An 18,550-nucleotide genomic window follows, 5' to 3' on the forward strand; every position below is an offset into this window, starting at 1 on the left:
TTGTGAGGAGAAAAGGAGTGAAAAGATGAATTTAAATTTTACAGATAGAGCGATTGAAAGACTAGAAAAAGAACAAAACGGTTTTCTTAAATTGAACTATGATATTGAGGATTGTGGATGTGTCGTCAACGGTGTAACACAACTAGTATTAGATTCAGAGGTTGGGGATTATGATCTAGAGCTAGAAACGAATTTCAGACCTGTTCTTGTGCAGAAACAATATAAGGTGTTTTTTGATGAAAACATGAAGCTGGACTATTTACCAAAATACCATTGTTTCATGCTTAAAAGCGACAATGAGATATTGAACCCAAGAATGCGATACATCAATCGCATTTCATAATTTAGGAGGCATGTAACGTGTCATTTTTTATGTATTTTCTTATGTTTTTTGTTGTTTATATGATTGTGAAAGGAATCTCAAATTTTATTAAAGAAAAGAAAATGGATCGGATTTCATTCATTGGAGGAATTATTTTAGCTTTAATCTATAGCACGATCCTTACGATTTTCAAAGGATAAAAGGAGCACAAAAAAGTGCTCCTTTTTAATTTACCAAAATCGTAATATGTTAGTTTAGTTCAGCAGACGCTTCTTTTTGATGGAGAGAGCGGTATGGTGTGTGAATGGAACGAGAGAGGTGCGGTTCGATTTCATCGATCGCTTTCATAAGTTTTTCTAAGTCGATACCAGTTTCGACCCCCATTCGTTCTAGCATATAAACGACACTCTCTGTTGCGACATTACCCGTTGCTCCTTTCGCAAAAGGACACCCGCCTAGCCCGCCTGCTGACGTGTCAAACCTTGATATGCCTGCAGTAAGGCAAGCGTAAATGTTTGCAAGCGCCATTCCTCTCGTATCATGAAAATGTGCTGTTAAAAGAGTGTTTGGAAATTCACTTTTTAGTGTATGAAAGAGGTTGTAGGACTCCTCTGGGGTTGCCATGCCAATCGTATCTGCTACACTAAGCTCGTCGACCCCTGCTTCAACGAATGTTCTACAAACACCTAACGTATCCTTTAAGGTCATCTTTCCCTCATACGGGCAGTAGAAAGCTGTTGAGATACAGGCTCGGACAAAGAAACCGTCACGCTTTAGTTCATCTACTAACGCAACCAATTCTTCTAATAATTGAACCGTCTCTTTGTTGCTGTTCTTTTTATTGAATGAATTACTTACACCTGCGAACAGCGCAACGGCTGAAACAGAAGTTTCTTTTACTCGTTCAATTCCTTTTCTATTTGGGGCAAGCACAAAATTTCTTGACTCATCTAGACATGAGTTGACAATTTCTTTTGCATCTTTCATTTGTGGAACCCATTTTGGGGAAACAAAAGAAGTAAGCTCCATCTCACGCACGCCCGAATCTTTCAATGCTTTTATGAATGATATTTTATTTTCTGTAGGAACGTAATTTGCTTCATTTTGAAGTCCATCTCTTGGACCTACTTCGATTATCGTAGCTTGATTTGGTATCATTACGATCAGCCCCTTTATTTGTAAGCGTTATCTTTTTCATTAAAACAGAGCTTATTGACAGTTGCAAGGAAATCGTTAGAATAATGGGAATTCTTTTTGTTTGAAGGAGTTTTCTGATTAAATTAAGAATTATGTAGAAGAGAGTCACTTTAAGGAGGAAAATGACATGAATCAAGATGTAGTAATTGTAAGCGCTGTCAGAACGCCGATCGGATCTTTTAATGGTGCCCTAAAGAGTGTTTCAGCACCAGAGCTTGGGGCACTAGCGATTCAAGAATCGATACGACGAGCCGGCATAACGCCTGATCAAATACAAGAAGTCATCATGGGAAATGTACTTCAAGCAGGGCTAGGTCAAAATCCAGCTAGACAAGCAGCTATAAAAGCTGAGATTCCAGTCACTACTCCTGCGATGACGATTAATAAAGTGTGCGGCTCAGGCTTGAAAACTGTTCACCTTGGTGCGCAATCGATCATGCTTGGTGAACAGGACATCGTCGTTGCTGGTGGAATGGAAAACATGAGCCAGGCACCTTATCTCTTGAATGGAGCTAGGGACGGCTTAAGAATGGGTGATCAAAAGATGATCGACAGCATGGTTCATGATGGCCTATGGTGTGCGTTCAATGATTACCATATGGGTGTAACAGCAGAAAATTTATGTGACCATTACAACCTCAGCCGAGAAGAAATGGATGAATTCGCAGCTCAAAGTCAGCAAAAAGCACAGGCTGCAATTGAAGCAGGACGTTTTACAGACGAGATCATACCCGTTTCGATTCCAAAGCGAAAAGGTGATCCAGTAGTCTTTGATACAGATGAATATGTAAAACCGGGTACAACTGCTGAAAAGCTTGGGAAATTAAAACCAGCTTTTAGAAAAGACGGACGCGTAACAGCAGGTAATGCCTCAGGAATAAATGATGGAGCAGCAGCTGTTGTTTTGATGAGTCGTAAGAAAGCAGAAGAACTAGGTGTTGAATATCTGGCGATTATAAAAGCGAACGCGAGTGGTGGAGTAGATCCTAGTGTAATGGGACTTGGTCCTGTTCCTGCAACGAAGAAAGTTCTTGAGAGAGCAAATCTATCCATGAGCGATATGGACTTAGTAGAAGCAAACGAGGCATTTGCTGCACAGTCGCTCGCTGTCGGAAGAGATTTAGACTTTAATCGTGAGATTCTTAATGTAAATGGTGGTGCGATCGCACTTGGACACCCAATCGGAGCAAGTGGAACGAGGGTCTTCGTAACACTACTTCACGAAATGAAGCGAAGAAACAATCGCTATGGACTTGCTACCCTCTGTATTGGAGGCGGACAAGGAGTAGCGACAATCGTAGAAAGACCGTAAAAATGAAGGAGGCATATTCGATATGAAACCGATACTTAACTCATTCGACGAAGCAGTGAAGGATATTCAAGATGGTGCAACGCTCTTAGTAGGTGGATTTGGTCTTGTTGGTATTCCTGAAAATTTAATTATGGCTATCCGAGACAAAGGTGTGAAAGATCTGACCGTCATATCAAACAATTGTGGTGTAGACGACTGGGGTCTTGGTCTTTTGTTGAAGAATAAGCAGATTAAGAAGATGGTAGGTTCCTACGTAGGTGAAAACAAAGAGTTTGAAAGGCAAGTTCTATCAGGTGAATTAGAAGTAGAATTGATTCCTCAAGGTACACTAGCTGAACGAATTCGTGCTGGAGGAGCCGGTATTCCAGCATTCTATACACCAGCAGGAGTAGGCACTCCGATTGCTGAAGGAAAAGAGGTAAGGAGTTTTGATGGAAAGGAATACTTGCTTGAACCTGCGATTAAAGCAGACTTTTCACTCGTTCGAGCTGCCAAAGCAGACTTGATGGGAAACCTTATCTACAACAAAACGGCTAGAAACTTTAACCCTATGATTGCAGCAGCAGGTGAGGTGACGATTGCAGAAGTTGAAGAGCTCGTTGAAAACGGAGCGCTTGAGCCTGATCAAATTCATACCCCTAGTATCTATGTTCAAAAAGTGATTGTTGGTGAACAAGAAAAGAGAATCGAAAGACTAACGACTAGGTAAGGAGGCTAACTATGACAAAAGTGGATAAAGCAGCAGTTAGAGAGAAAATTGCGAGACGTGCAGAAAAAGAAATCAGCGATGGCTTTTATGTGAATCTAGGAATCGGAATGCCAACGATGGTTGCGAACCATATCCCTGATGGCAAAAAGATCGTACTTCAATCCGAAAACGGTCTTCTAGGTATTGGACCTTATCCATCGGAAGGTGAAGTGGATCCAGACTTGATCAACGCTGGTAAGGAAACGGTAACAGCGATGCAAGGAGCAGCTTACTTTGATAGTGCTGAATCGTTCGCTATGATTCGTGGAGGTCATATAGACGTTGCAATTCTTGGAGGTATGGAAGTTTCGAAGAATGGTGACCTTGCGAATTGGATGATTCCAGGTAAGATGATTAAAGGTATGGGCGGTGCAATGGATTTAGTACATGGTGCTAAACGTATCGTCGTAATCATGGATCACGTTAATAAGAGCGGTGATCCGAAAATACTAAATGAATGTTCATTACCTTTAACTGGGAAAGGTGTGGTCAATCGAATCATCACAGACCGAGCTGTATTCGATGTAGCCGATGAAGGGTTGGTCCTCAGGGAAGTTGCTGAAGGATATACTGTTGATGAAATTAAAGCCTCTACTGAGCCAGAAATTATTGTGAAAGACGTCATAATGGACGCATATTAATAGAGAAACGCAGTCTCCGTGAGACTGCGTTTTTACTTACCGGTGCTTATCATAAGTATTGGCTGTTGAGATCGATCGTATCTCGTTAATCTCATTTTGGGTTAATTCAGGCGCATTTTGCGCTGTGAGGTTAGAAAGCAGCTGTTCGCTCTTACTTGCTCCAGGTATTGCAGTTGCTACTGCTGGATGAGCAAGGGTATATCGTAAAGCAGTTTGCGTCATATTCCGTTCGTTTCCTTGCATATCGGATAGTTTTCTCGCTATTTCAAGTACGTCATCTTTAGAATGCGTTAGAAATCCGTCGTCTTTTACTTTATGTTCGAATCGGTCTGTTAGCATGCCTTTAGCGAGTGGTCCTCTTGCAATCACACTGATGTTATTCTTGTGTAGCAAATCTAGTATTTCTTCTTCAGGGCGGCGATCAAGAATGCTGTACTGCATCATGACGGATGCAATAGATGAGCGATTAACATACTCTCGAATCACATTCGGGCGAATACTCGAGATTCCATATTCACGGATGAGACCTTCTTGTTTTAATTCTTCAAAAGCCTCGATCGTCTCATCAATCGGGTCGTCAATCGTACCACCATGCAGTTGGTAAAGATCGATATAGTCGGTCTTCAACCGTTTTAAACTTTGCTTACATGCATTTTTGATATGTTCTTTTGAAGGGTCCCAATACCAACCTTCTTTTCCTTCCTCCCAGTGATTTCCACCTTTTGTCGAGAGGATGACGGATTCTCTTCTGCCTTGAAGTGCTTCCCCAACAATTTCTTCGTTCAACCCAAAATCATAAAGATCGGCAGTATCAATAAAGTTAACGCCGTTATCGATCGCTTCACGAATGAGTGAGATCCCTTTTTCGCGATCCGTGCCGATAGACATCGTGCCGAATCCGATTTCACTCACTTGAAGGTTGGATTTGCCTAATTGATTCTTCTTCATCTTATACCTACCTCCCATTAAAATAACTACCACTAGTGTATCGTGACAAGAGCACTTAACGCTAATGATATGAGTGTCTTGTCACTTGTCAAATCGACTGGTATAGTTAATGGTTGAGGAGGCGTTTTGATGGGGAAAGAAGCTCTTTTAATAATCGATATGAGTAATGATTTTATTCACGACAAAGGGAATTTAACAGTAGGATTAAAGGGTCAAGAAATCGTACCTCATATCCTCTCGATTGCTAGCTCGTTTATAGCAGAAGGGAATGAAGTGATCATCTGTATGGACGCACATAGTGAACAAGATTCACATTTTGAACTATGGCCTGTCCATAATGTTATAGGATCTTGGGGACAAGAATTGTATGGAGAGCTCCAAGACTGGTATGAGGAGCATCAAGACCATAGGTGTGTAGAGTATGTACCAAAGCCAGAATATGATGCTTTCTACAACACGAACCTCGAAGAGCTATTGCGGTCAAAAGGAGTAGAAACTGTTCATTTAACAGGTGTTTGTACAGACATATGTGATTTTCTTACCGCTTATGGCGCTTATGCAAGAGGCTTCAAAACCGTTGCACACAAACGTGCGATGGCCACATTCACAGATCATCATGACGTTTTTCTCGAACAGATGAAAACCATCTTTCATACAGAAATAAGGGATTGATAAACTCGTTAGACGCAATGGCTATTTATTTCAAACAACGACTAAAGAAGCTGCCCTATATCGGGCAGCTTTTTATTGAATCAATTTTAAATGTGATTTTGATTTTGATGGAGGTGCTTGGATCCACTCTTCAATCGTGTCGTAGTGTTTCATATAGTGCTTGATCATTAATTGGATCTGCTTCGGTTTCCCTACCATTGTAACTCCGTTAGATTGTATATAAATTTTCACTCGTTTACCCTCCTACTTGATCGATACATAATCATCTGATCTGCCCCTATTATCTGTCTGTTGTGATAGACTTTATGTATCGGATAGAAATTTTAGAACCAGGAGATGAGAGGACATGGATCATCTATATGAAAAGACCCTTCGTTCAGAAACACTCTATGAGGGTCGAATAATCAATTTAAGAGTTGAAGATGTAGAACTCCCGAACGGAAAGAAGAGTAAGCGAGAACTCATCGACCATCCTGGAGCTGTTGCAGTTATCGCAATAACGCCTGATAATAAAATTCTTGCTGTAAGGCAATATAGGAAGGCGCTAGGCAAATCGATCGTTGAAATTCCAGCAGGAAAATTAGAAGTTGGAGAAGAGCCTGAAATTACTGCTGTTAGAGAGCTTGAAGAAGAAACGGGCTATACATGTCAATCGTTAAAAGAAGTCATATCATTTTATACTTCCCCTGGATTTGCGAACGAATTAGTTCATCTTTATGTTGCAGAGGGGCTAGTGAAAAAGGGAGAACAGTCTGCCGATGAAGATGAGTTCCTTGATGTCCTTTATCTATCGTTAGATGAATTAGAAGAAATGGTCAACACAAAAGAAGTGCATGATGCAAAAACGGCTTATGCTTTGCTTTATTTGAAAATGAACCAAAGGTGACGTTGCGCTATGATTGATTGTTATGCAGATTTTCACATACATATTGGAAGAACTTCTTCTTATAAACCGGTGAAAATCACTGCATCTGACTCTCTAACACTTTCTTCGATCTTAGATGAAGCTTCAAATCGTAAAGGATTGGACATGATCGGTATAATTGATTGTCATGTTCCTGAAGTGATCGCTGATTTAGAAAATGAGGTCAGAGTAGGGAATGGTTATGAATTGGATGACGGTGGTATTAGGTTTGGAGATCTTACGTTAATTCTAGGTAGTGAGATCGAGATCTATGACGAAAATTGCAAAGGTCCTATTCACGTATTAGTTTATTTGCCTGATTTGATTACTATGAAACATTTTTCAGAGTGGTTGATAGGCCGGATGACTAATATTCATTTGAGCTCGCAACGAATTTATGAAGATGCACAAACGTTGCAGCGTAAAGTTAAAGAACTCGGCGGATTGTTTATCCCCGCTCATATTTTTACTCCTTTTAAAAGTTTGTTTGGTAGAGGCGTTTCATACTCGTTAAAAGAAGTGTTCGATATCAGTTTAATCGATGCTGTAGAATTGGGATTATCATCGAACACAATGATGGCAGATGAGATAGCAGAACTCCATGCTTTACCATTTCTTACGAATTCTGATGCCCATTCGACGCCAAAAATCGCACGAGAGTATCAGCAATTGAAGGTGAAAACTCCTAGTTTTCAGGAATGGAAGAAAGCATTAATGAACGTGGACGAGAGACACATTGTTAGAAACTATGGGTTAGACCCTGAACTAGGTAAGTATTTCGAAACAGTTTGTGCAAAGTGTGAAACAAGCGTTCACGGGAGAGAATGTCAAACCTGTAAGGGCACGAAATTGATCAAGGGTGTCTCGAATCGAATTAAAGAATTACGTTCTACAACTACTAAGCCCATGGGGCCAGAATATATCCATCATGTTCCTCTTGAATATATACCTGGTATCGGACCAAAGACGTTAAGTCGACTGTTAGATCATTTTGGAAATGAAATGAATATTTTACACCGAGCTAAGGAAAAGGAACTTGCGACAGTAGTGTCTTCTAAGATAGCGAGACTTATTAACCTTGCAAGAAACGGAGAACTCACGATCGAAAAAGGTGGGGGAGGAAAATACGGCAAAGTAAGAACAGAAGAGTGACAATCTAGCAACTGTCATACGCCTAGTATTCGATTCATAGACTTTACCAAGAGCAGTTTGGAGGGGGAGTTCTTATGAATCGGAGTCGACAGTTGAAGCAGATCATTTCGACACATATTACTGACCATCTTTCGATTTATACATTCATCGCTGTGTTATTTCTCATGGGGATCGTTTTCGGGGCAGTCATTGTTAACAGCTTAAGTCTAACCCAAAAAGAAGACCTCGCTCTCTATTTAAGCCGATTTTTTGGACAAGTGTCAGAGGGACAGTTTGCGACTTCCTCAGAGATGTTTCAGCAAAGCTTTACACATTATGTGAAATATATCGGATTGATGTGGCTACTAGGATTGACAGTGATCGGTCTACCGATTATTTTAGTAATGTTGTTTTTAAAGGGGATCGTAGTCGGTTTCACAGTAGGTTTTCTAGTGAATCAAATGAGTTGGAAAGGTTTTCTATTGGCGTTTGTATCCGTTTTTCCTCAGAATGTATTGGCAGTTCCTGTATTTATCGTGATCGGAACAGCTTCTCTAACATTTTCTCTTCGACTTGTTAGACAGCTGTTCATGAAACGGAAAACAGAGTTGATCTTTCCCCCATTCATTCGGTTTTCTTTATTAGTTCTCGGTTCCCTGTGCGTGCTTTTTCTAGCATCATGGTTTGAAGCTTACTTATCCCCTTCATTAATTAAAGCTGTAGTTGATATTCAGTAATTATTATATAATAATGATTATAAAGTGCTATTGATAATTATTTTAGTTTGACACCTTTTTTTCTACTGCTTATAATGAAATTGGCATCGATCGAGGGAGGGAATAAGGGATATGGAAAGCAGAATCGATCGAATTAAGAAACAGCTTCATTCTCAAAGCTATAAGCTGACACCTCAACGTGAAGCAACCGTTAGAGTACTTCTTGAGAATGAGGAAGATCATTTGAGTGCTGAAGACGTTTACCTTCTCGTTAAAGAAAAGTCTCCAGAAATTGGACTGGCTACAGTATACAGAACGCTAGAGTTACTGGCAGAATTGAAAATCGTTGACAAAATTAATTTCGGTGATGGCGTATCCAGATTTGATCTAAGACAAGAAGGCGCTGCCCATTTTCATCATCACCTCGTATGTATTGAGTGTGGAGCAGTAGACGAAATACAAGAAGATCTACTTGGAGACGTAGAAGAAGTTGTCGAGAAAGATTGGAACTTCAAAATCAAAGATCATCGTTTAACATTTCATGGGATTTGCTACCGCTGTCAAAGCCAAGAACAAGCTGAGCAGCCTGAAGAGGAAACAGCGAATCGTTCCTAACAATTATAATGAACGCAAAAGAGCCCCTTATCAAACATGCTATGTATAAAAATCTCCTTATCTGGCATATCTTTTACTAGAGATGGAGGTGCATATGATGGTTAGGGGTCTATTGCTTGTTTTAGATACTATGAAGGTATTCTTGTTATTCACAGGCTGCACGCTGCTGTTTTACTTTGGAATTCTCTGGGTAAATCAAGAGTATCAAAATTACCACCGGTATGATGAGCCAGAGGGAAAGGCAGTCAAAGTGGTGCAGATGGAGTCAGTACCTCAGCAGATTTTCCTTGAGAGGCTCGGTTTGTTTTTCCAAACTGGTGAATAAGGGAGTTTTCGCTTATGGAGGACCAGGTACAGGATTTTTTACATTATTTAATCGTTGAGCGGAGCCTATCAAAAAATACTCTCGATGCTTATAGGCGAGATCTGGCTCAATATACAAAGCACTTAACAGAACAAGAATCACTTACTTCATTGCAGGATGTAAGGCGTGTGCACATCGTCAATTACTTATACGAATTAAAGGATAACGGTAGAGCCTCAACGACCATAGCGCGTAACATTGCTTCGATACGATCCTTTCATCAATTTCTCTTAAGAGAAAAAGAGACCGATCAAGATCCTTCCGTACATATTGAAACGCCGAAAGCTGAAAGAAAATTACCGAAAATCCTTTCTACATCAGAAGTCGAACAGCTGCTTGAAGCACCTGATCATTCAACTCCGTTCGGTAAACGGGACCGTGCGATGCTTGAAGTACTCTACGCTACAGGACTTCGTGTTTCTGAGTTAGTGGATTTAAACTTGGAGGATATCCACTTAACGATGGGATTTATACGCACGATAGGCAAAGGCAATAAGGAGAGGATCGTTCCTTTAGGTAAGATGGCACGTGATGCATTGCAGCTCTATTTAGATGAGGGAAGAAGTGCGCTATTAAAACGAAAAAAATCAGATGCGCTTTTCCTCAATCATCATGGTGAGAGACTTTCTAGGCAAGGATTCTGGAAAATCCTCAAAAAGCTTGCGCTGCATTCGAATATTGTAAAGCCTCTTACTCCGCATACACTAAGGCATTCTTTCGCTACACATCTACTTGAAAACGGAGCAGATTTAAGAGCGGTTCAGGAATTGTTAGGTCATGCTGATATTTCGACAACACAGATATACACACATGTAACGAAGGCCAGGTTGAAAGATATTTACTCAACATACCACCCAAGAGCTTAATTCGCTTTTCCAGAGATCAATCTGGTCGTTGACCAGGTTTCTTTTTTGTTTTATTGGACCGATTGTACATAAGTGTGTTTTTATATTTTCTGAAGGGAATAGTAAAATATGAGTGTTATTCATACAAGGAGGACTAGGAATGTCAAATAAATTTAAACGAGTATTTTTAGTAGTAATGGACTCTGTTGGTATCGGTGAAGCTCCTGATGCTGAGCAATTTAATGATAAAGGTGCAGATACGCTTGGACATATTGCTGAACACATGGGTGGACTAAAGATGCCAAACATGGAAAAGTTAGGTCTCGGTAACATTAGAGAAGTCAAAGGCATTTCCAAAGTGGAGAAACCGATGGCGCACTTCACAAAAATGCAGGAAGCATCAAATGGAAAAGATACGATGACTGGCCATTGGGAAATAATGGGCCTTCATATCGAACAGCCTTTCCGTACATTCCCTGATGGATTTCCTGATAAGCTATTGAATGAATTAGAAGAAAGAACAGGTCGAAAAATCATCGGTAACAAGCCAGCTTCTGGAACAGAGATCATTAAAGAGCTCGGGCAAGAACATGTGGAAACAGGTGCTTTGATCGTCTATACATCTGCAGATTCCGTACTGCAAATTGCAGCTCATGAAGAAGTAGTACCACTCGATGAGCTATATCATATTTGTGAAATCGCAAGAGAGATGACGAAAGCAGAAGAGTACATGGTAGGAAGAGTTATCGCTCGACCATTTGTTGGTAAAGAAGGCGAATTCAAACGCACTTCCAATCGTCACGACTACGCTTTAAAACCATTCGGCCATACCGTGATGAACGAGCTTCAGGATAATGGAAAAGATGTCATCGCTATCGGGAAAATTTCCGACATCTATGATGAAGAAGGTGTCACAGAATCTCTAAGAACGAAATCGAACATGGATGGTATGGACAAGCTTATCGATACCCAAAAAATGGAATTCGAAGGGTTGAGCTTCCTGAATCTTGTTGATTTCGACGCACTCTTTGGACACAGAAGAGATCCACAAGGGTACGGAGAAGCCCTTGAGGAATACGATGCACGTCTGAGTGAATTTTTAGAAGGTATGCAAGAGGATGATCTCCTCCTAATTACTGCAGACCATGGTAACGACCCAGTACATCATGGAACGGATCACACTCGTGAGTATGTGCCGTTGCTTGCTTATCATAAAGGAATTGAAAAAGGTGAAGACCTTGGAATCCGCAAAACATTTGCAGATATTGGTGCTACTGTAGCGGATAATTTTGAGGTAAACTTGCCTAAGTACGGAACAAGCTTTCTTGAGAAGCTTTAAAGATAAGAGGAGGAACAGATAATGACAGTAATCAAACAAGAAATTCAAGATGCAGCATCATACATTACAGAAAACGCTGGAGAAGTGAAGCCTGAAATAGGTCTTATCTTAGGATCTGGACTTGGCGTACTAGCAGAAGAAATCGAAAACCCTGTGAAAATCGCATATAGTGATATTCCTAACTTTCCTGTCTCAACAGTGTCAGGCCATGCAGGTCAATTCGTATTTGGAAAGCTTAACGGCAAGAACGTAGCAGCGATGCAAGGTCGCTTTCATTACTATGAAGGGTATGAGATGGATAAGGTAACGTTCCCAGTACGAGTAATGAAAGAGCTAGGCATCGAAAAAATCATCGTAACAAACGCTGCTGGAGGCGTTAATGAGGAGTTTGAACCTGGTGATTTGATGGTGATCTCAGATCACATCAATAACTTTGGCGCAAACCCGTTAATCGGCCCGAATAGCGAAGAGTTTGGTCCGCGCTTCCCTGATATGTCTACGGCATATAGCCAAGACTTACAAAAGCTTGCTCATGATACTGCAACAGAACTTGGCATGAAGCTTCAGTCTGGTGTGTATGTAGGGAACACGGGTCCAACATATGAAACACCAGCAGAAGTACGTATGCTACGTACAGTTGGTGGAGATGCAGTCGGCATGTCAACGGTTCCTGAAGTAATCGTTGCAAGACACGCTGGAATGGAAGTACTAGGAATATCTTGTATCTCAAACATGGCTGCAGGAATCCTTGATCAGCCACTTCACCATGGTGAGGTAATCGAAACAACTGAAAAAGTAAAAGCAAACTTCTTGCTTTTAGTTAAAAATATTGTAGAGAAGATGGCGTAGGAAGGGAGATTCATCACATGAGAATGGTCGATGTTATTCAAAAGAAACGTAACGGTAAAACGTTAACTAAAGAAGAAATAGAATTTTTTATTAATGGCTACACAGCAGGTGATATCCCCGACTATCAAGCTTCTGCACTTATGATGGCTGTTTACTTTAACGGAATGGAATCAAACGAAACAGCAATGCTAACGCAAGCGATGGTTGATTCAGGAGAAACGATCGACCTATCTGCTATTGAAGGGCACAAAGTTGATAAGCATTCTACAGGTGGAGTCGGCGATAAAACAACGTTCATCGTTGGACCTCTTGTTGCTTCTGTTGGAGTTCCTGTTGCAAAAATGTCTGGTCGTGGACTAGGGCATACGGGTGGAACTCTAGATAAGCTTGAATCGATCGAAGGCTTTAACATTGAGATGACGAAAGAGAAGTTCATCAACAACGTAAACACTCACAAGCTTGCAGTGGCTGGTCAAACAGGAAATCTAGCTCCGGCTGATAAGAAGCTATATGCTCTTAGAGATGTTACGGCTACTGTTGACTCCATTCCTTTGATTGCTGGCTCAATCATGAGTAAGAAATTAGCATCTGGTGCTGACAGCATTGTTCTTGATGTTAAGACGGGCACTGGAGCTTTCATGAAAGATCTAGAAGATTCTAAAGCTCTAGCAAGAGAAATGGTGAACATCGGTAATAATCTTGGACGTAACACTGTTGCAGTAATCAGTGATATGAACCAACCTCTAGGGTTTGAAGTTGGAAATGCGAACGAAGTACGTGAAGCTTGTGAAGTTCTTCAAGGTAAAAAAGTAGAAGACCTTCGTCTATTATCATTAGAATTAGCTTCACATATGACTGTTCTTGCAGGAGTATTTAATGACTTTGATTCCGCATATAAAACGCTTGAAGAAAACCTTGAAAACGGTAAAGCGTTTGAAGCGTTCCGTTCTCTTGTTTCTGCTCAAGGTGGAGACGTAAGCGTAATCGACGATCTTTCTAAACTTCCGCAATCGAAGTATCATATTGAAGTAACTGCTGAACAAGACGGTTACGTAACTGCGATCGATGCAGAATCAGTCGGTGTTGCTGCTATGTACCTTGGAGCGGGTAGAGCAACGAAAGATGATCAGATCAATCACGGTGTAGGGATCACGTTAAACAAAAAAGTAGGCGATGCCGTGAAGAAAGGCGAAGCATTGGTTACACTTCATAGTGATGATGAGAATCCACAAGATTCAATCAAAAAGATCAATGAAGCATACACACTTTCTGAGGAATCTCCAGGTAAACACAAGCTTATTTATGATGTGATCAACTAAATATAAACGAAAGCCCCCATTTTGGGGGCTTTTTTTTATTGGTATCCGTTCTCATTCAATCGTAATGAAAGAAAGGTATACTTTACCAATAAGATGGGCATCCTTCTATTACTAAGAATGGAGGGATCCAGATGAAAGTTTCGGCAGCTTTACTCGCCATGCTACTCGTAGTAGCAACATTCGTTCCAACATTTGCAAGCGCTAATGAAATAAAATCAGATATTGTAGAAGAATCATCGTCTGCAATACTCATTGAACGAGATACAGGGGCAGTTTTATATGAAAAAGACAGTGATAAAAAGCTTCCTCCAGCAAGTATGACAAAGATCATGACGATGGTTTTGATTATGGAAGCGATCGAAAGTGGAAAAGTGAAGCTTGATGACAAAATCCGCACGAGTGACTACGCAGCATCTATGGGAGGATCTCAAATCTTCCTAGAAGCAGGGGAAGAGATGACGGCCGACGATATGCTGAAGGGCATCGCGATTGCTTCAGGTAATGATGCATCGGTTGCGATGGCAGAGGCGATTGCTGGTTCAGAAAAAGCTTTTGTTCAAATGATGAATGATAAAGCAAAAGAAATGGGCCTAAAAGATACGAACTTCGTGAATCCTACAGGCCTTCCAGCGAAGGATCACTATTCAACTTCACATGATATGGCTATGATGGCGAGAGAATTATTAAAATATGACTTGATTACGAAATACACAGGAAAGTACGAAGATTACTTAAGAGAAGATACTGATAAAAAATTCTGGTTAGTGAATACGAATAAATTAGTGAAATTTTACCAAGGTGTAGACGGGTTGAAGACTGGTTTTACGAATGAAGCAAAATATTGTCTAACCGCTACTGCGAAACGCGATGATATGAGAGTAGTCGCTGTTGTAATGGGCGCACCATCACCCAAAAAGCGGAATGCTGAGGTAACGAAGCTATTCGATTATGCCTTCTCTCAATATACGACAAACAAATTATTCGATAGAAATCACGTGGTAAAAGAAGTCGAAATTAACAAAGGTGACCGAGCAACGATGGAAGTTGTAACTTCTGAGCAAGTATCTGTGCTCATGAAAAAAGGCAGTAAAGACGAGAAGATAACGACCTCGATCAAAATGAATGAAAATCTTCAGACCCCGATTAAAGAGGGTGATCCTGTAGGTGTTCTTACTGTTAAGGTAGATGGCAAAGTAACAGCAACGTCGCCTGTATTGTCATCACAATCGATCGATCAAGCATCATGGTGGCAGTTGATGAAGAGGACGGTAGGGCAATTCGCCAAAGCGTCAGATGGTGTCAAGTAAGCAACCCTTTCATCGAACAATCACTAGTTTTGTCACGAAGAAGGAATTAAGGTAATAAACAGAGAAAAAACTCACAAGCAAACCATGAGGAGGAGTGCGTTGTGAGTCTTACGATTAACCTTGAAGTTAAGCATCCAGTTTTATTAATACGTTTAGAAGGCGAACTAGATCATCATACCGCTGAAGAGTTACGGGAGAGAGTCGATCAACTTCTTGAGGAGAGAAAAATCGAGCATATCGTTCTAAGTTTGGAAGGTCTGTCATTTATGGATAGCTCTGGGCTTGGTGTGATTCTTGGCCGGTACAACAAGGTGAAAAGCTTTGGTGGAGAGATGGTTGTATGCTCGATATCTCCAGCTGTGAAACGCCTTTTTGAGATGTCAGGTCTATTTAAGATCGTGAGACTCGAAGATGATGAGCAACATGCTCTTGCGACACTGGGGGTGGCTTAATGAGAAATCGTATGGATATTGAATTTTCAGCTCTCAGTCAGAATGAATCCTTTGCTCGAGTTACAGTTGCAGCATTTATAGCGCAATTAGACCCAACAGTCGATGAGCTAACCGAAATTAAAACAGTTGTCTCTGAAGCAGTGACAAATGCAATCATTCATGGGTATGAACAGAATGGAGATGGAAAAGTCTATATATCTGTTGAGCTCAATGATGATACGGTTCACCTCACTATTCGCGATAATGGAATCGGAATCGATGATTTGGATGAAGCTAGACAACCTCTGTTTACGACGAAGCCAGAATTAGAAAGATCTGGGATGGGCTTTACAATCATGGAGAACTTTATGGATGAAGTAAAGGTTGAATCTGCTAAGAACCAGGGTACTTCGATTCATGTTGTAAAGTACCTATCAAAAAATAAAGCGTTATGTAATTAAGGGGACCTGCGTATGGACGTGGAGGTAAAAAAAGGTAAACATACTCAGCTTAAGCATGAAGAAGTCAAGGAATTAATCAAACAGAGCCAAAATGGCGATCAGCAGGCAAGAGATCAAATTGTACAAAAAAACATGAGACTTGTTTGGTCTGTGGTACAACGCTTTCTTAATAGAGGCTATGAAGCCGACGATTTATTCCAAATAGGGTGTATTGGTCTGTTAAAATCCGTTGACAAGTTCGATTTAAGTTATGATGTTAAATTCTCCACTTACGCTGTCCCAATGATTATCGGAGAAATCCAGCGCTTTATTCGAGATGATGGTACGGTAAAGGTTAGCAGATCTCTTAAAGAAACAGGAAACAAAGTGCGTAAAGCAAGAGATGAGTTGTCAAAAACGTTAGGTCGAACACCAACGATCAATGAAATTGCTGAGCTTATCGACGTCACTCCAGAAGAAGTGGTAATGGCTCAGGAAGCTGTTCGGGCACCGAGTTCGATCCATGAAACGGTTTACGAAAATGACGGTGATCCAATTACGCTATTGGATCAAATTGCAGATCATTCAGATACATCGTGGTTCGATAAGATTGCCTTACAAGATGCTCTACAGCAGTTAGATTCAAGGGAAAGGTTAATCGTATATCTGAGGTATTACAAAGACCAAACACAATCAGAAGTAGCTGAACGGTTAGGGATTTCCCAAGTACAGGTCTCAAGGCTGGAAAAGAAAATATTAAAGGAAATAAAAGAGCAGCTGAACAAATAGTTCAGCTGTTTTTTTGTTGGATATTTTCTTAATTTGAACCATGTTTTTCTACGAGGGAATTAATGGAACATGGGTGCAGTTCGAATGAGAGCGATATACCAGAAACATACTATTACCTATATAAGGTACCTCTCGAATAAGGAGGTGGAGAGCTGTGACAGCTGATATGATTTACCTTCGATTGAAACAAAAGATTAGAGTGAGGCCCGGAGCACATCTGACGATCGGTGATATCGCTCAGCTGATTGGAGAAGACGAGATATGTAGAAAACTTGAGACCACCATCATTCATCGCATTAGGAAAGAAGATAAGAATCTCGTTGTAATCGATGTGATGAAAGTGATAAGAGCGATTCAACGTACAAACTCTCTTGAAGTGCAAATTATCGGACCGACACAAACCATTATCGAAGTGCAAATCTCAAAGAAAAAATTAGCACCTGTCTATTTTGTGTTCATTTGGCTTCTTCTATTTATTGGGGCTGCACTAGCAATTATGAACTTCCATGAAGACGTAAGTATGCGTGAAGTACACCAACAAATTTACAAAATCGTTACTGGGATTGATAATCCTAAACCTCTTCTCCTCCAGATTCCGTATTCATTCGGGCTTGGGATTGGAATGATCCTATTCTTTAACCACTTGTTTAAGAAAAGATTTAATGAAGAACCTAGTCCACTTGAAGTAGAGATGTTCAATTATCAACAAGACCTCGATCGATATGTCATCGTTCATGAAAATGAAGACAATGGAAAGAACGAATGATGAATGCGCAGATCATTTTGGTAATGATCATCGGTTTTGCTGAAGGAATTGCTGTAGGAGCTGGTTTAGTTGCATTTTTATCTGTTCTAGGGATTATCCCTCGTTTAACTCAAATAACAAAAACAAGGCATCTGATCAAGTTCTATGAGTGGGCAATCATCGTTGGGGCTGTTACAGCGAGCTGGCTATCATTAAGAAATCCAATCTTAGGGTTACCTAAGATCCTCATGGTGCCGGTTGGGCTTCTCGCAGGAATTTTTATAGGAATGCTTGCGGCAGCTCTAACAGAAGTCCTAAACGTGCTTCCAATTCTTACGAAACGAATTGGATTTATCGATAAAATCCTTTTATTATTGATGGCTATCGTATTAGGAAAGATCTTCGGTTCACTATTTCATTGGACAGTCTTTGTAGATGGAGGGTTTTAAATGTCGTTACACGACCAGGAACAATATTCGAAAAATATTAAGAATTATCATCCTAAAACACCTTATGTTTGGAATTCATTAAAAGCTTTTTTGGTGGGAGGCGCAATTTGTGCATTTGGTCAAGGGATTCAGAATTTCTACATGAGTGTATTCGATTTTTCTGAAAAAAATGCAGGAAACCCAACAGTTGCTACGCTTATCCTTATCTCAGCTTTACTTACTGGTTTTGGTGTATACGATAAGATAGGACAGTTTGCGGGTGCGGGTTCAGCTGTTCCTGTAACAGGTTTTGCGAATTCGATCACAAGTGCTGCTCTCGAACATAAAAGTGAAGGGATCGTTTTAGGGGTCGCAACGAACATGTTTAAGCTCGCTGGGTCTGTCATCGTTTTCGGGGTTGTTGCAGCTTATTTGGTAGGAATTGTCCGGCTAATTTTCAGAGCGTTGTTGTAAGTAAGGAGAGAGTC

General features: G+C 40.6%; 25 protein-coding genes. 22 read left to right on the forward strand and 3 right to left on the reverse strand.

Annotated features, from left to right (window positions below; all coding sequences use genetic code 11):
* Positions 1–25 precede the first annotated feature (25 nt).
* Both ACXADT_RS11570 and ACXADT_RS11575 read left to right on the forward strand, forming a co-directional pair.
* Complete coding sequence (locus ACXADT_RS11570; RefSeq protein ID WP_474835406.1) at positions 26–343, forward strand: iron-sulfur cluster biosynthesis family protein; 318 nt, start codon at positions 26–28, stop codon at positions 341–343.
* Between the two features lie 17 nt (positions 344–360).
* Positions 361–522, forward strand: a complete 162-nt coding sequence (locus ACXADT_RS11575) for a hypothetical protein (RefSeq protein ID WP_270179143.1) — start codon at positions 361–363, stop codon at positions 520–522.
* 49 nt (positions 523–571) lie between these two features.
* Here the strand turns inward: ACXADT_RS11575 and ACXADT_RS11580 are convergent, their stop codons facing one another.
* Complete coding sequence (locus ACXADT_RS11580) at positions 572–1,489, reverse strand: hydroxymethylglutaryl-CoA lyase (RefSeq protein WP_474835465.1); 918 nt, start codon at positions 1,487–1,489, stop codon at positions 572–574.
* 157 nt (positions 1,490–1,646) lie between these two features.
* On the opposite strand from ACXADT_RS11580, the gene ACXADT_RS11585 reads away from it, so the two are divergent.
* Genes ACXADT_RS11585 through ACXADT_RS11595 form a run of 3 tightly spaced genes read left to right on the forward strand, consistent with a single transcriptional unit; the run spans position 1,647 to position 4,220 of the window.
* Positions 1,647–2,831, forward strand: coding sequence for an acetyl-CoA C-acetyltransferase (locus tag ACXADT_RS11585; RefSeq protein ID WP_474835408.1), 1,185 nt, complete (start codon positions 1,647–1,649; stop codon positions 2,829–2,831).
* Between the two features lie 22 nt (positions 2,832–2,853).
* Entirely contained in the window at positions 2,854–3,540 is a 687-nt protein-coding gene (locus ACXADT_RS11590) for a CoA transferase subunit A (protein ID WP_270179140.1), read from the forward strand.
* Between the two features lie 11 nt (positions 3,541–3,551).
* A complete protein-coding gene (locus ACXADT_RS11595) occupies positions 3,552–4,220 on the forward strand; it encodes a CoA transferase subunit B (RefSeq protein WP_270179139.1) in 669 nt (222 codons plus the stop codon).
* A gap of 36 nt (positions 4,221–4,256) precedes the next feature.
* On the opposite strand, the gene ACXADT_RS11600 is transcribed toward ACXADT_RS11595, so the two are convergent.
* Entirely contained in the window at positions 4,257–5,168 is a 912-nt protein-coding gene (locus ACXADT_RS11600) for an aldo/keto reductase (RefSeq protein WP_270179138.1), read from the reverse strand.
* Between the two features lie 129 nt (positions 5,169–5,297).
* Between ACXADT_RS11600 and ACXADT_RS11605 the strand changes: the two genes are divergently transcribed.
* On the forward strand, positions 5,298–5,840 hold the full coding sequence (locus tag ACXADT_RS11605; protein WP_474835411.1) for a cysteine hydrolase family protein: 543 nt from the start codon (positions 5,298–5,300) through the stop codon (positions 5,838–5,840).
* Positions 5,841–5,912: 72 nt separating this feature from the next.
* On the opposite strand, the gene mciZ is transcribed toward ACXADT_RS11605, so the two are convergent.
* Positions 5,913–6,071, reverse strand: coding sequence for a Z-ring formation inhibitor MciZ (mciZ, locus tag ACXADT_RS11610; RefSeq protein ID WP_270179136.1), 159 nt, complete (start codon positions 6,069–6,071; stop codon positions 5,913–5,915).
* 115 nt (positions 6,072–6,186) lie between these two features.
* Here mciZ and ACXADT_RS11615 point away from each other — a divergent pair, with 115 nt between their 5' ends.
* The 16 genes from ACXADT_RS11615 to spoVAC all read left to right on the forward strand — a co-directional run bounded on the left by ACXADT_RS11615 (position 6,187) and on the right by spoVAC (position 18,536).
* Complete coding sequence (locus tag ACXADT_RS11615) at positions 6,187–6,726, forward strand: NUDIX hydrolase (protein ID WP_270179135.1); 540 nt, start codon at positions 6,187–6,189, stop codon at positions 6,724–6,726.
* Between the two features lie 9 nt (positions 6,727–6,735).
* The gene (locus ACXADT_RS11620) at positions 6,736–7,896 is read left to right on the forward strand and encodes an endonuclease Q family protein (RefSeq protein WP_474835413.1); all 1,161 of its coding nucleotides are present in this window, start codon (positions 6,736–6,738) and stop codon (positions 7,894–7,896) included.
* Positions 7,897–7,970: 74 nt separating this feature from the next.
* A complete protein-coding gene (gene spoIIM / locus ACXADT_RS11625) occupies positions 7,971–8,612 on the forward strand; it encodes a stage II sporulation protein M (protein ID WP_474835415.1) in 642 nt (213 codons plus the stop codon).
* Between the two features lie 111 nt (positions 8,613–8,723).
* A complete protein-coding gene (fur, locus tag ACXADT_RS11630) occupies positions 8,724–9,206 on the forward strand; it encodes a ferric iron uptake transcriptional regulator (protein WP_270179132.1) in 483 nt (160 codons plus the stop codon).
* A 97-nt stretch (positions 9,207–9,303) separates the two neighbouring features.
* Positions 9,304–9,531, forward strand: a complete 228-nt coding sequence (locus ACXADT_RS11635; protein ID WP_270180579.1) for a YqzK family protein — start codon at positions 9,304–9,306, stop codon at positions 9,529–9,531.
* A gap of 14 nt (positions 9,532–9,545) precedes the next feature.
* Entirely contained in the window at positions 9,546–10,436 is an 891-nt protein-coding gene (gene xerD / locus ACXADT_RS11640; protein ID WP_474811306.1) for a site-specific tyrosine recombinase XerD, read from the forward strand.
* 139 nt (positions 10,437–10,575) lie between these two features.
* The gene (gene deoB, locus ACXADT_RS11645) at positions 10,576–11,754 is read left to right on the forward strand and encodes a phosphopentomutase (protein WP_270179130.1); all 1,179 of its coding nucleotides are present in this window, start codon (positions 10,576–10,578) and stop codon (positions 11,752–11,754) included.
* Between the two features lie 21 nt (positions 11,755–11,775).
* Complete coding sequence (locus ACXADT_RS11650; RefSeq protein ID WP_270179129.1) at positions 11,776–12,603, forward strand: purine-nucleoside phosphorylase; 828 nt, start codon at positions 11,776–11,778, stop codon at positions 12,601–12,603.
* Between the two features lie 17 nt (positions 12,604–12,620).
* Positions 12,621–13,922 carry a pyrimidine-nucleoside phosphorylase gene (locus ACXADT_RS11655; RefSeq protein WP_474835418.1) on the forward strand — a complete coding sequence of 434 codons (1,302 nt, stop codon included), beginning with the start codon at positions 12,621–12,623 and terminating at the stop codon, positions 13,920–13,922.
* A 131-nt stretch (positions 13,923–14,053) separates the two neighbouring features.
* On the forward strand, positions 14,054–15,229 hold the full coding sequence (locus tag ACXADT_RS11660; RefSeq protein ID WP_474835420.1) for a D-alanyl-D-alanine carboxypeptidase family protein: 1,176 nt from the start codon (positions 14,054–14,056) through the stop codon (positions 15,227–15,229).
* Between the two features lie 101 nt (positions 15,230–15,330).
* Positions 15,331–15,681: an anti-sigma F factor antagonist gene (spoIIAA, locus tag ACXADT_RS11665; protein WP_270179126.1), complete on the forward strand. Its 351-nt coding sequence runs from the start codon at positions 15,331–15,333 to the stop codon at positions 15,679–15,681.
* Positions 15,681–16,121: an anti-sigma F factor gene (spoIIAB, locus tag ACXADT_RS11670; protein WP_270179125.1), complete on the forward strand. Its 441-nt coding sequence runs from the start codon at positions 15,681–15,683 to the stop codon at positions 16,119–16,121. Before spoIIAA ends, spoIIAB begins: the two co-directional genes overlap by 1 nt.
* Before the next feature lie 12 nt (positions 16,122–16,133).
* Positions 16,134–16,889, forward strand: coding sequence for an RNA polymerase sporulation sigma factor SigF (gene sigF / locus ACXADT_RS11675; RefSeq protein WP_270179124.1), 756 nt, complete (start codon positions 16,134–16,136; stop codon positions 16,887–16,889).
* A gap of 166 nt (positions 16,890–17,055) precedes the next feature.
* Positions 17,056–17,655, forward strand: coding sequence for a stage V sporulation protein AA (locus tag ACXADT_RS11680; protein WP_270180578.1), 600 nt, complete (start codon positions 17,056–17,058; stop codon positions 17,653–17,655).
* Positions 17,655–18,083: a stage V sporulation protein AB gene (locus ACXADT_RS11685; protein ID WP_270180577.1), complete on the forward strand. Its 429-nt coding sequence runs from the start codon at positions 17,655–17,657 to the stop codon at positions 18,081–18,083. Before ACXADT_RS11680 ends, ACXADT_RS11685 begins: the two co-directional genes overlap by 1 nt.
* Positions 18,084–18,536, forward strand: a complete 453-nt coding sequence (gene spoVAC / locus ACXADT_RS11690; RefSeq protein ID WP_270179123.1) for a stage V sporulation protein AC — start codon at positions 18,084–18,086, stop codon at positions 18,534–18,536. It begins immediately after the preceding gene.
* Positions 18,537–18,550 lie beyond the last annotated feature (14 nt).

The organism is Anaerobacillus sp. ABR4_321, from assembly GCF_056158505.1.

What these genes read in the sequence shown, in the direction of transcription:
- ACXADT_RS11570 (WP_474835406.1), top strand. Translation starts at nt 26, where the DNA reads ATGAATTTAAATTTTACAGATAGAGCGATTGAAAGACTAGAAAAAGAA.
- ACXADT_RS11585 (WP_474835408.1), top strand. Translation starts at nt 1,647, where the DNA reads ATGAATCAAGATGTAGTAATTGTAAGCGCTGTCAGAACGCCGATCGGA.
- ACXADT_RS11590 (WP_270179140.1), top strand. Translation starts at nt 2,854, where the DNA reads ATGAAACCGATACTTAACTCATTCGACGAAGCAGTGAAGGATATTCAA.
- ACXADT_RS11595 (WP_270179139.1), top strand. Translation starts at nt 3,552, where the DNA reads ATGACAAAAGTGGATAAAGCAGCAGTTAGAGAGAAAATTGCGAGACGT.
- ACXADT_RS11600 (WP_270179138.1), bottom strand. Translation starts at nt 5,168, where the DNA reads ATGAAGAAGAATCAATTAGGCAAATCCAACCTTCAAGTGAGTGAAATC.
- ACXADT_RS11605 (WP_474835411.1), top strand. Translation starts at nt 5,298, where the DNA reads ATGGGGAAAGAAGCTCTTTTAATAATCGATATGAGTAATGATTTTATT.
- ACXADT_RS11615 (WP_270179135.1), top strand. Translation starts at nt 6,187, where the DNA reads ATGGATCATCTATATGAAAAGACCCTTCGTTCAGAAACACTCTATGAG.
- ACXADT_RS11620 (WP_474835413.1), top strand. Translation starts at nt 6,736, where the DNA reads ATGATTGATTGTTATGCAGATTTTCACATACATATTGGAAGAACTTCT.
- spoIIM (WP_474835415.1), top strand. Translation starts at nt 7,971, where the DNA reads ATGAATCGGAGTCGACAGTTGAAGCAGATCATTTCGACACATATTACT.
- fur (WP_270179132.1), top strand. Translation starts at nt 8,724, where the DNA reads ATGGAAAGCAGAATCGATCGAATTAAGAAACAGCTTCATTCTCAAAGC.
- ACXADT_RS11635 (WP_270180579.1), top strand. Translation starts at nt 9,304, where the DNA reads ATGGTTAGGGGTCTATTGCTTGTTTTAGATACTATGAAGGTATTCTTG.
- xerD (WP_474811306.1), top strand. Translation starts at nt 9,546, where the DNA reads ATGGAGGACCAGGTACAGGATTTTTTACATTATTTAATCGTTGAGCGG.
- deoB (WP_270179130.1), top strand. Translation starts at nt 10,576, where the DNA reads ATGTCAAATAAATTTAAACGAGTATTTTTAGTAGTAATGGACTCTGTT.
- ACXADT_RS11650 (WP_270179129.1), top strand. Translation starts at nt 11,776, where the DNA reads ATGACAGTAATCAAACAAGAAATTCAAGATGCAGCATCATACATTACA.
- ACXADT_RS11655 (WP_474835418.1), top strand. Translation starts at nt 12,621, where the DNA reads ATGAGAATGGTCGATGTTATTCAAAAGAAACGTAACGGTAAAACGTTA.
- ACXADT_RS11660 (WP_474835420.1), top strand. Translation starts at nt 14,054, where the DNA reads ATGAAAGTTTCGGCAGCTTTACTCGCCATGCTACTCGTAGTAGCAACA.
- spoIIAB (WP_270179125.1), top strand. Translation starts at nt 15,681, where the DNA reads ATGAGAAATCGTATGGATATTGAATTTTCAGCTCTCAGTCAGAATGAA.
- sigF (WP_270179124.1), top strand. Translation starts at nt 16,134, where the DNA reads ATGGACGTGGAGGTAAAAAAAGGTAAACATACTCAGCTTAAGCATGAA.
- ACXADT_RS11680 (WP_270180578.1), top strand. Translation starts at nt 17,056, where the DNA reads ATGATTTACCTTCGATTGAAACAAAAGATTAGAGTGAGGCCCGGAGCA.
- ACXADT_RS11685 (WP_270180577.1), top strand. Translation starts at nt 17,655, where the DNA reads ATGAATGCGCAGATCATTTTGGTAATGATCATCGGTTTTGCTGAAGGA.
- spoVAC (WP_270179123.1), top strand. Translation starts at nt 18,084, where the DNA reads ATGTCGTTACACGACCAGGAACAATATTCGAAAAATATTAAGAATTAT.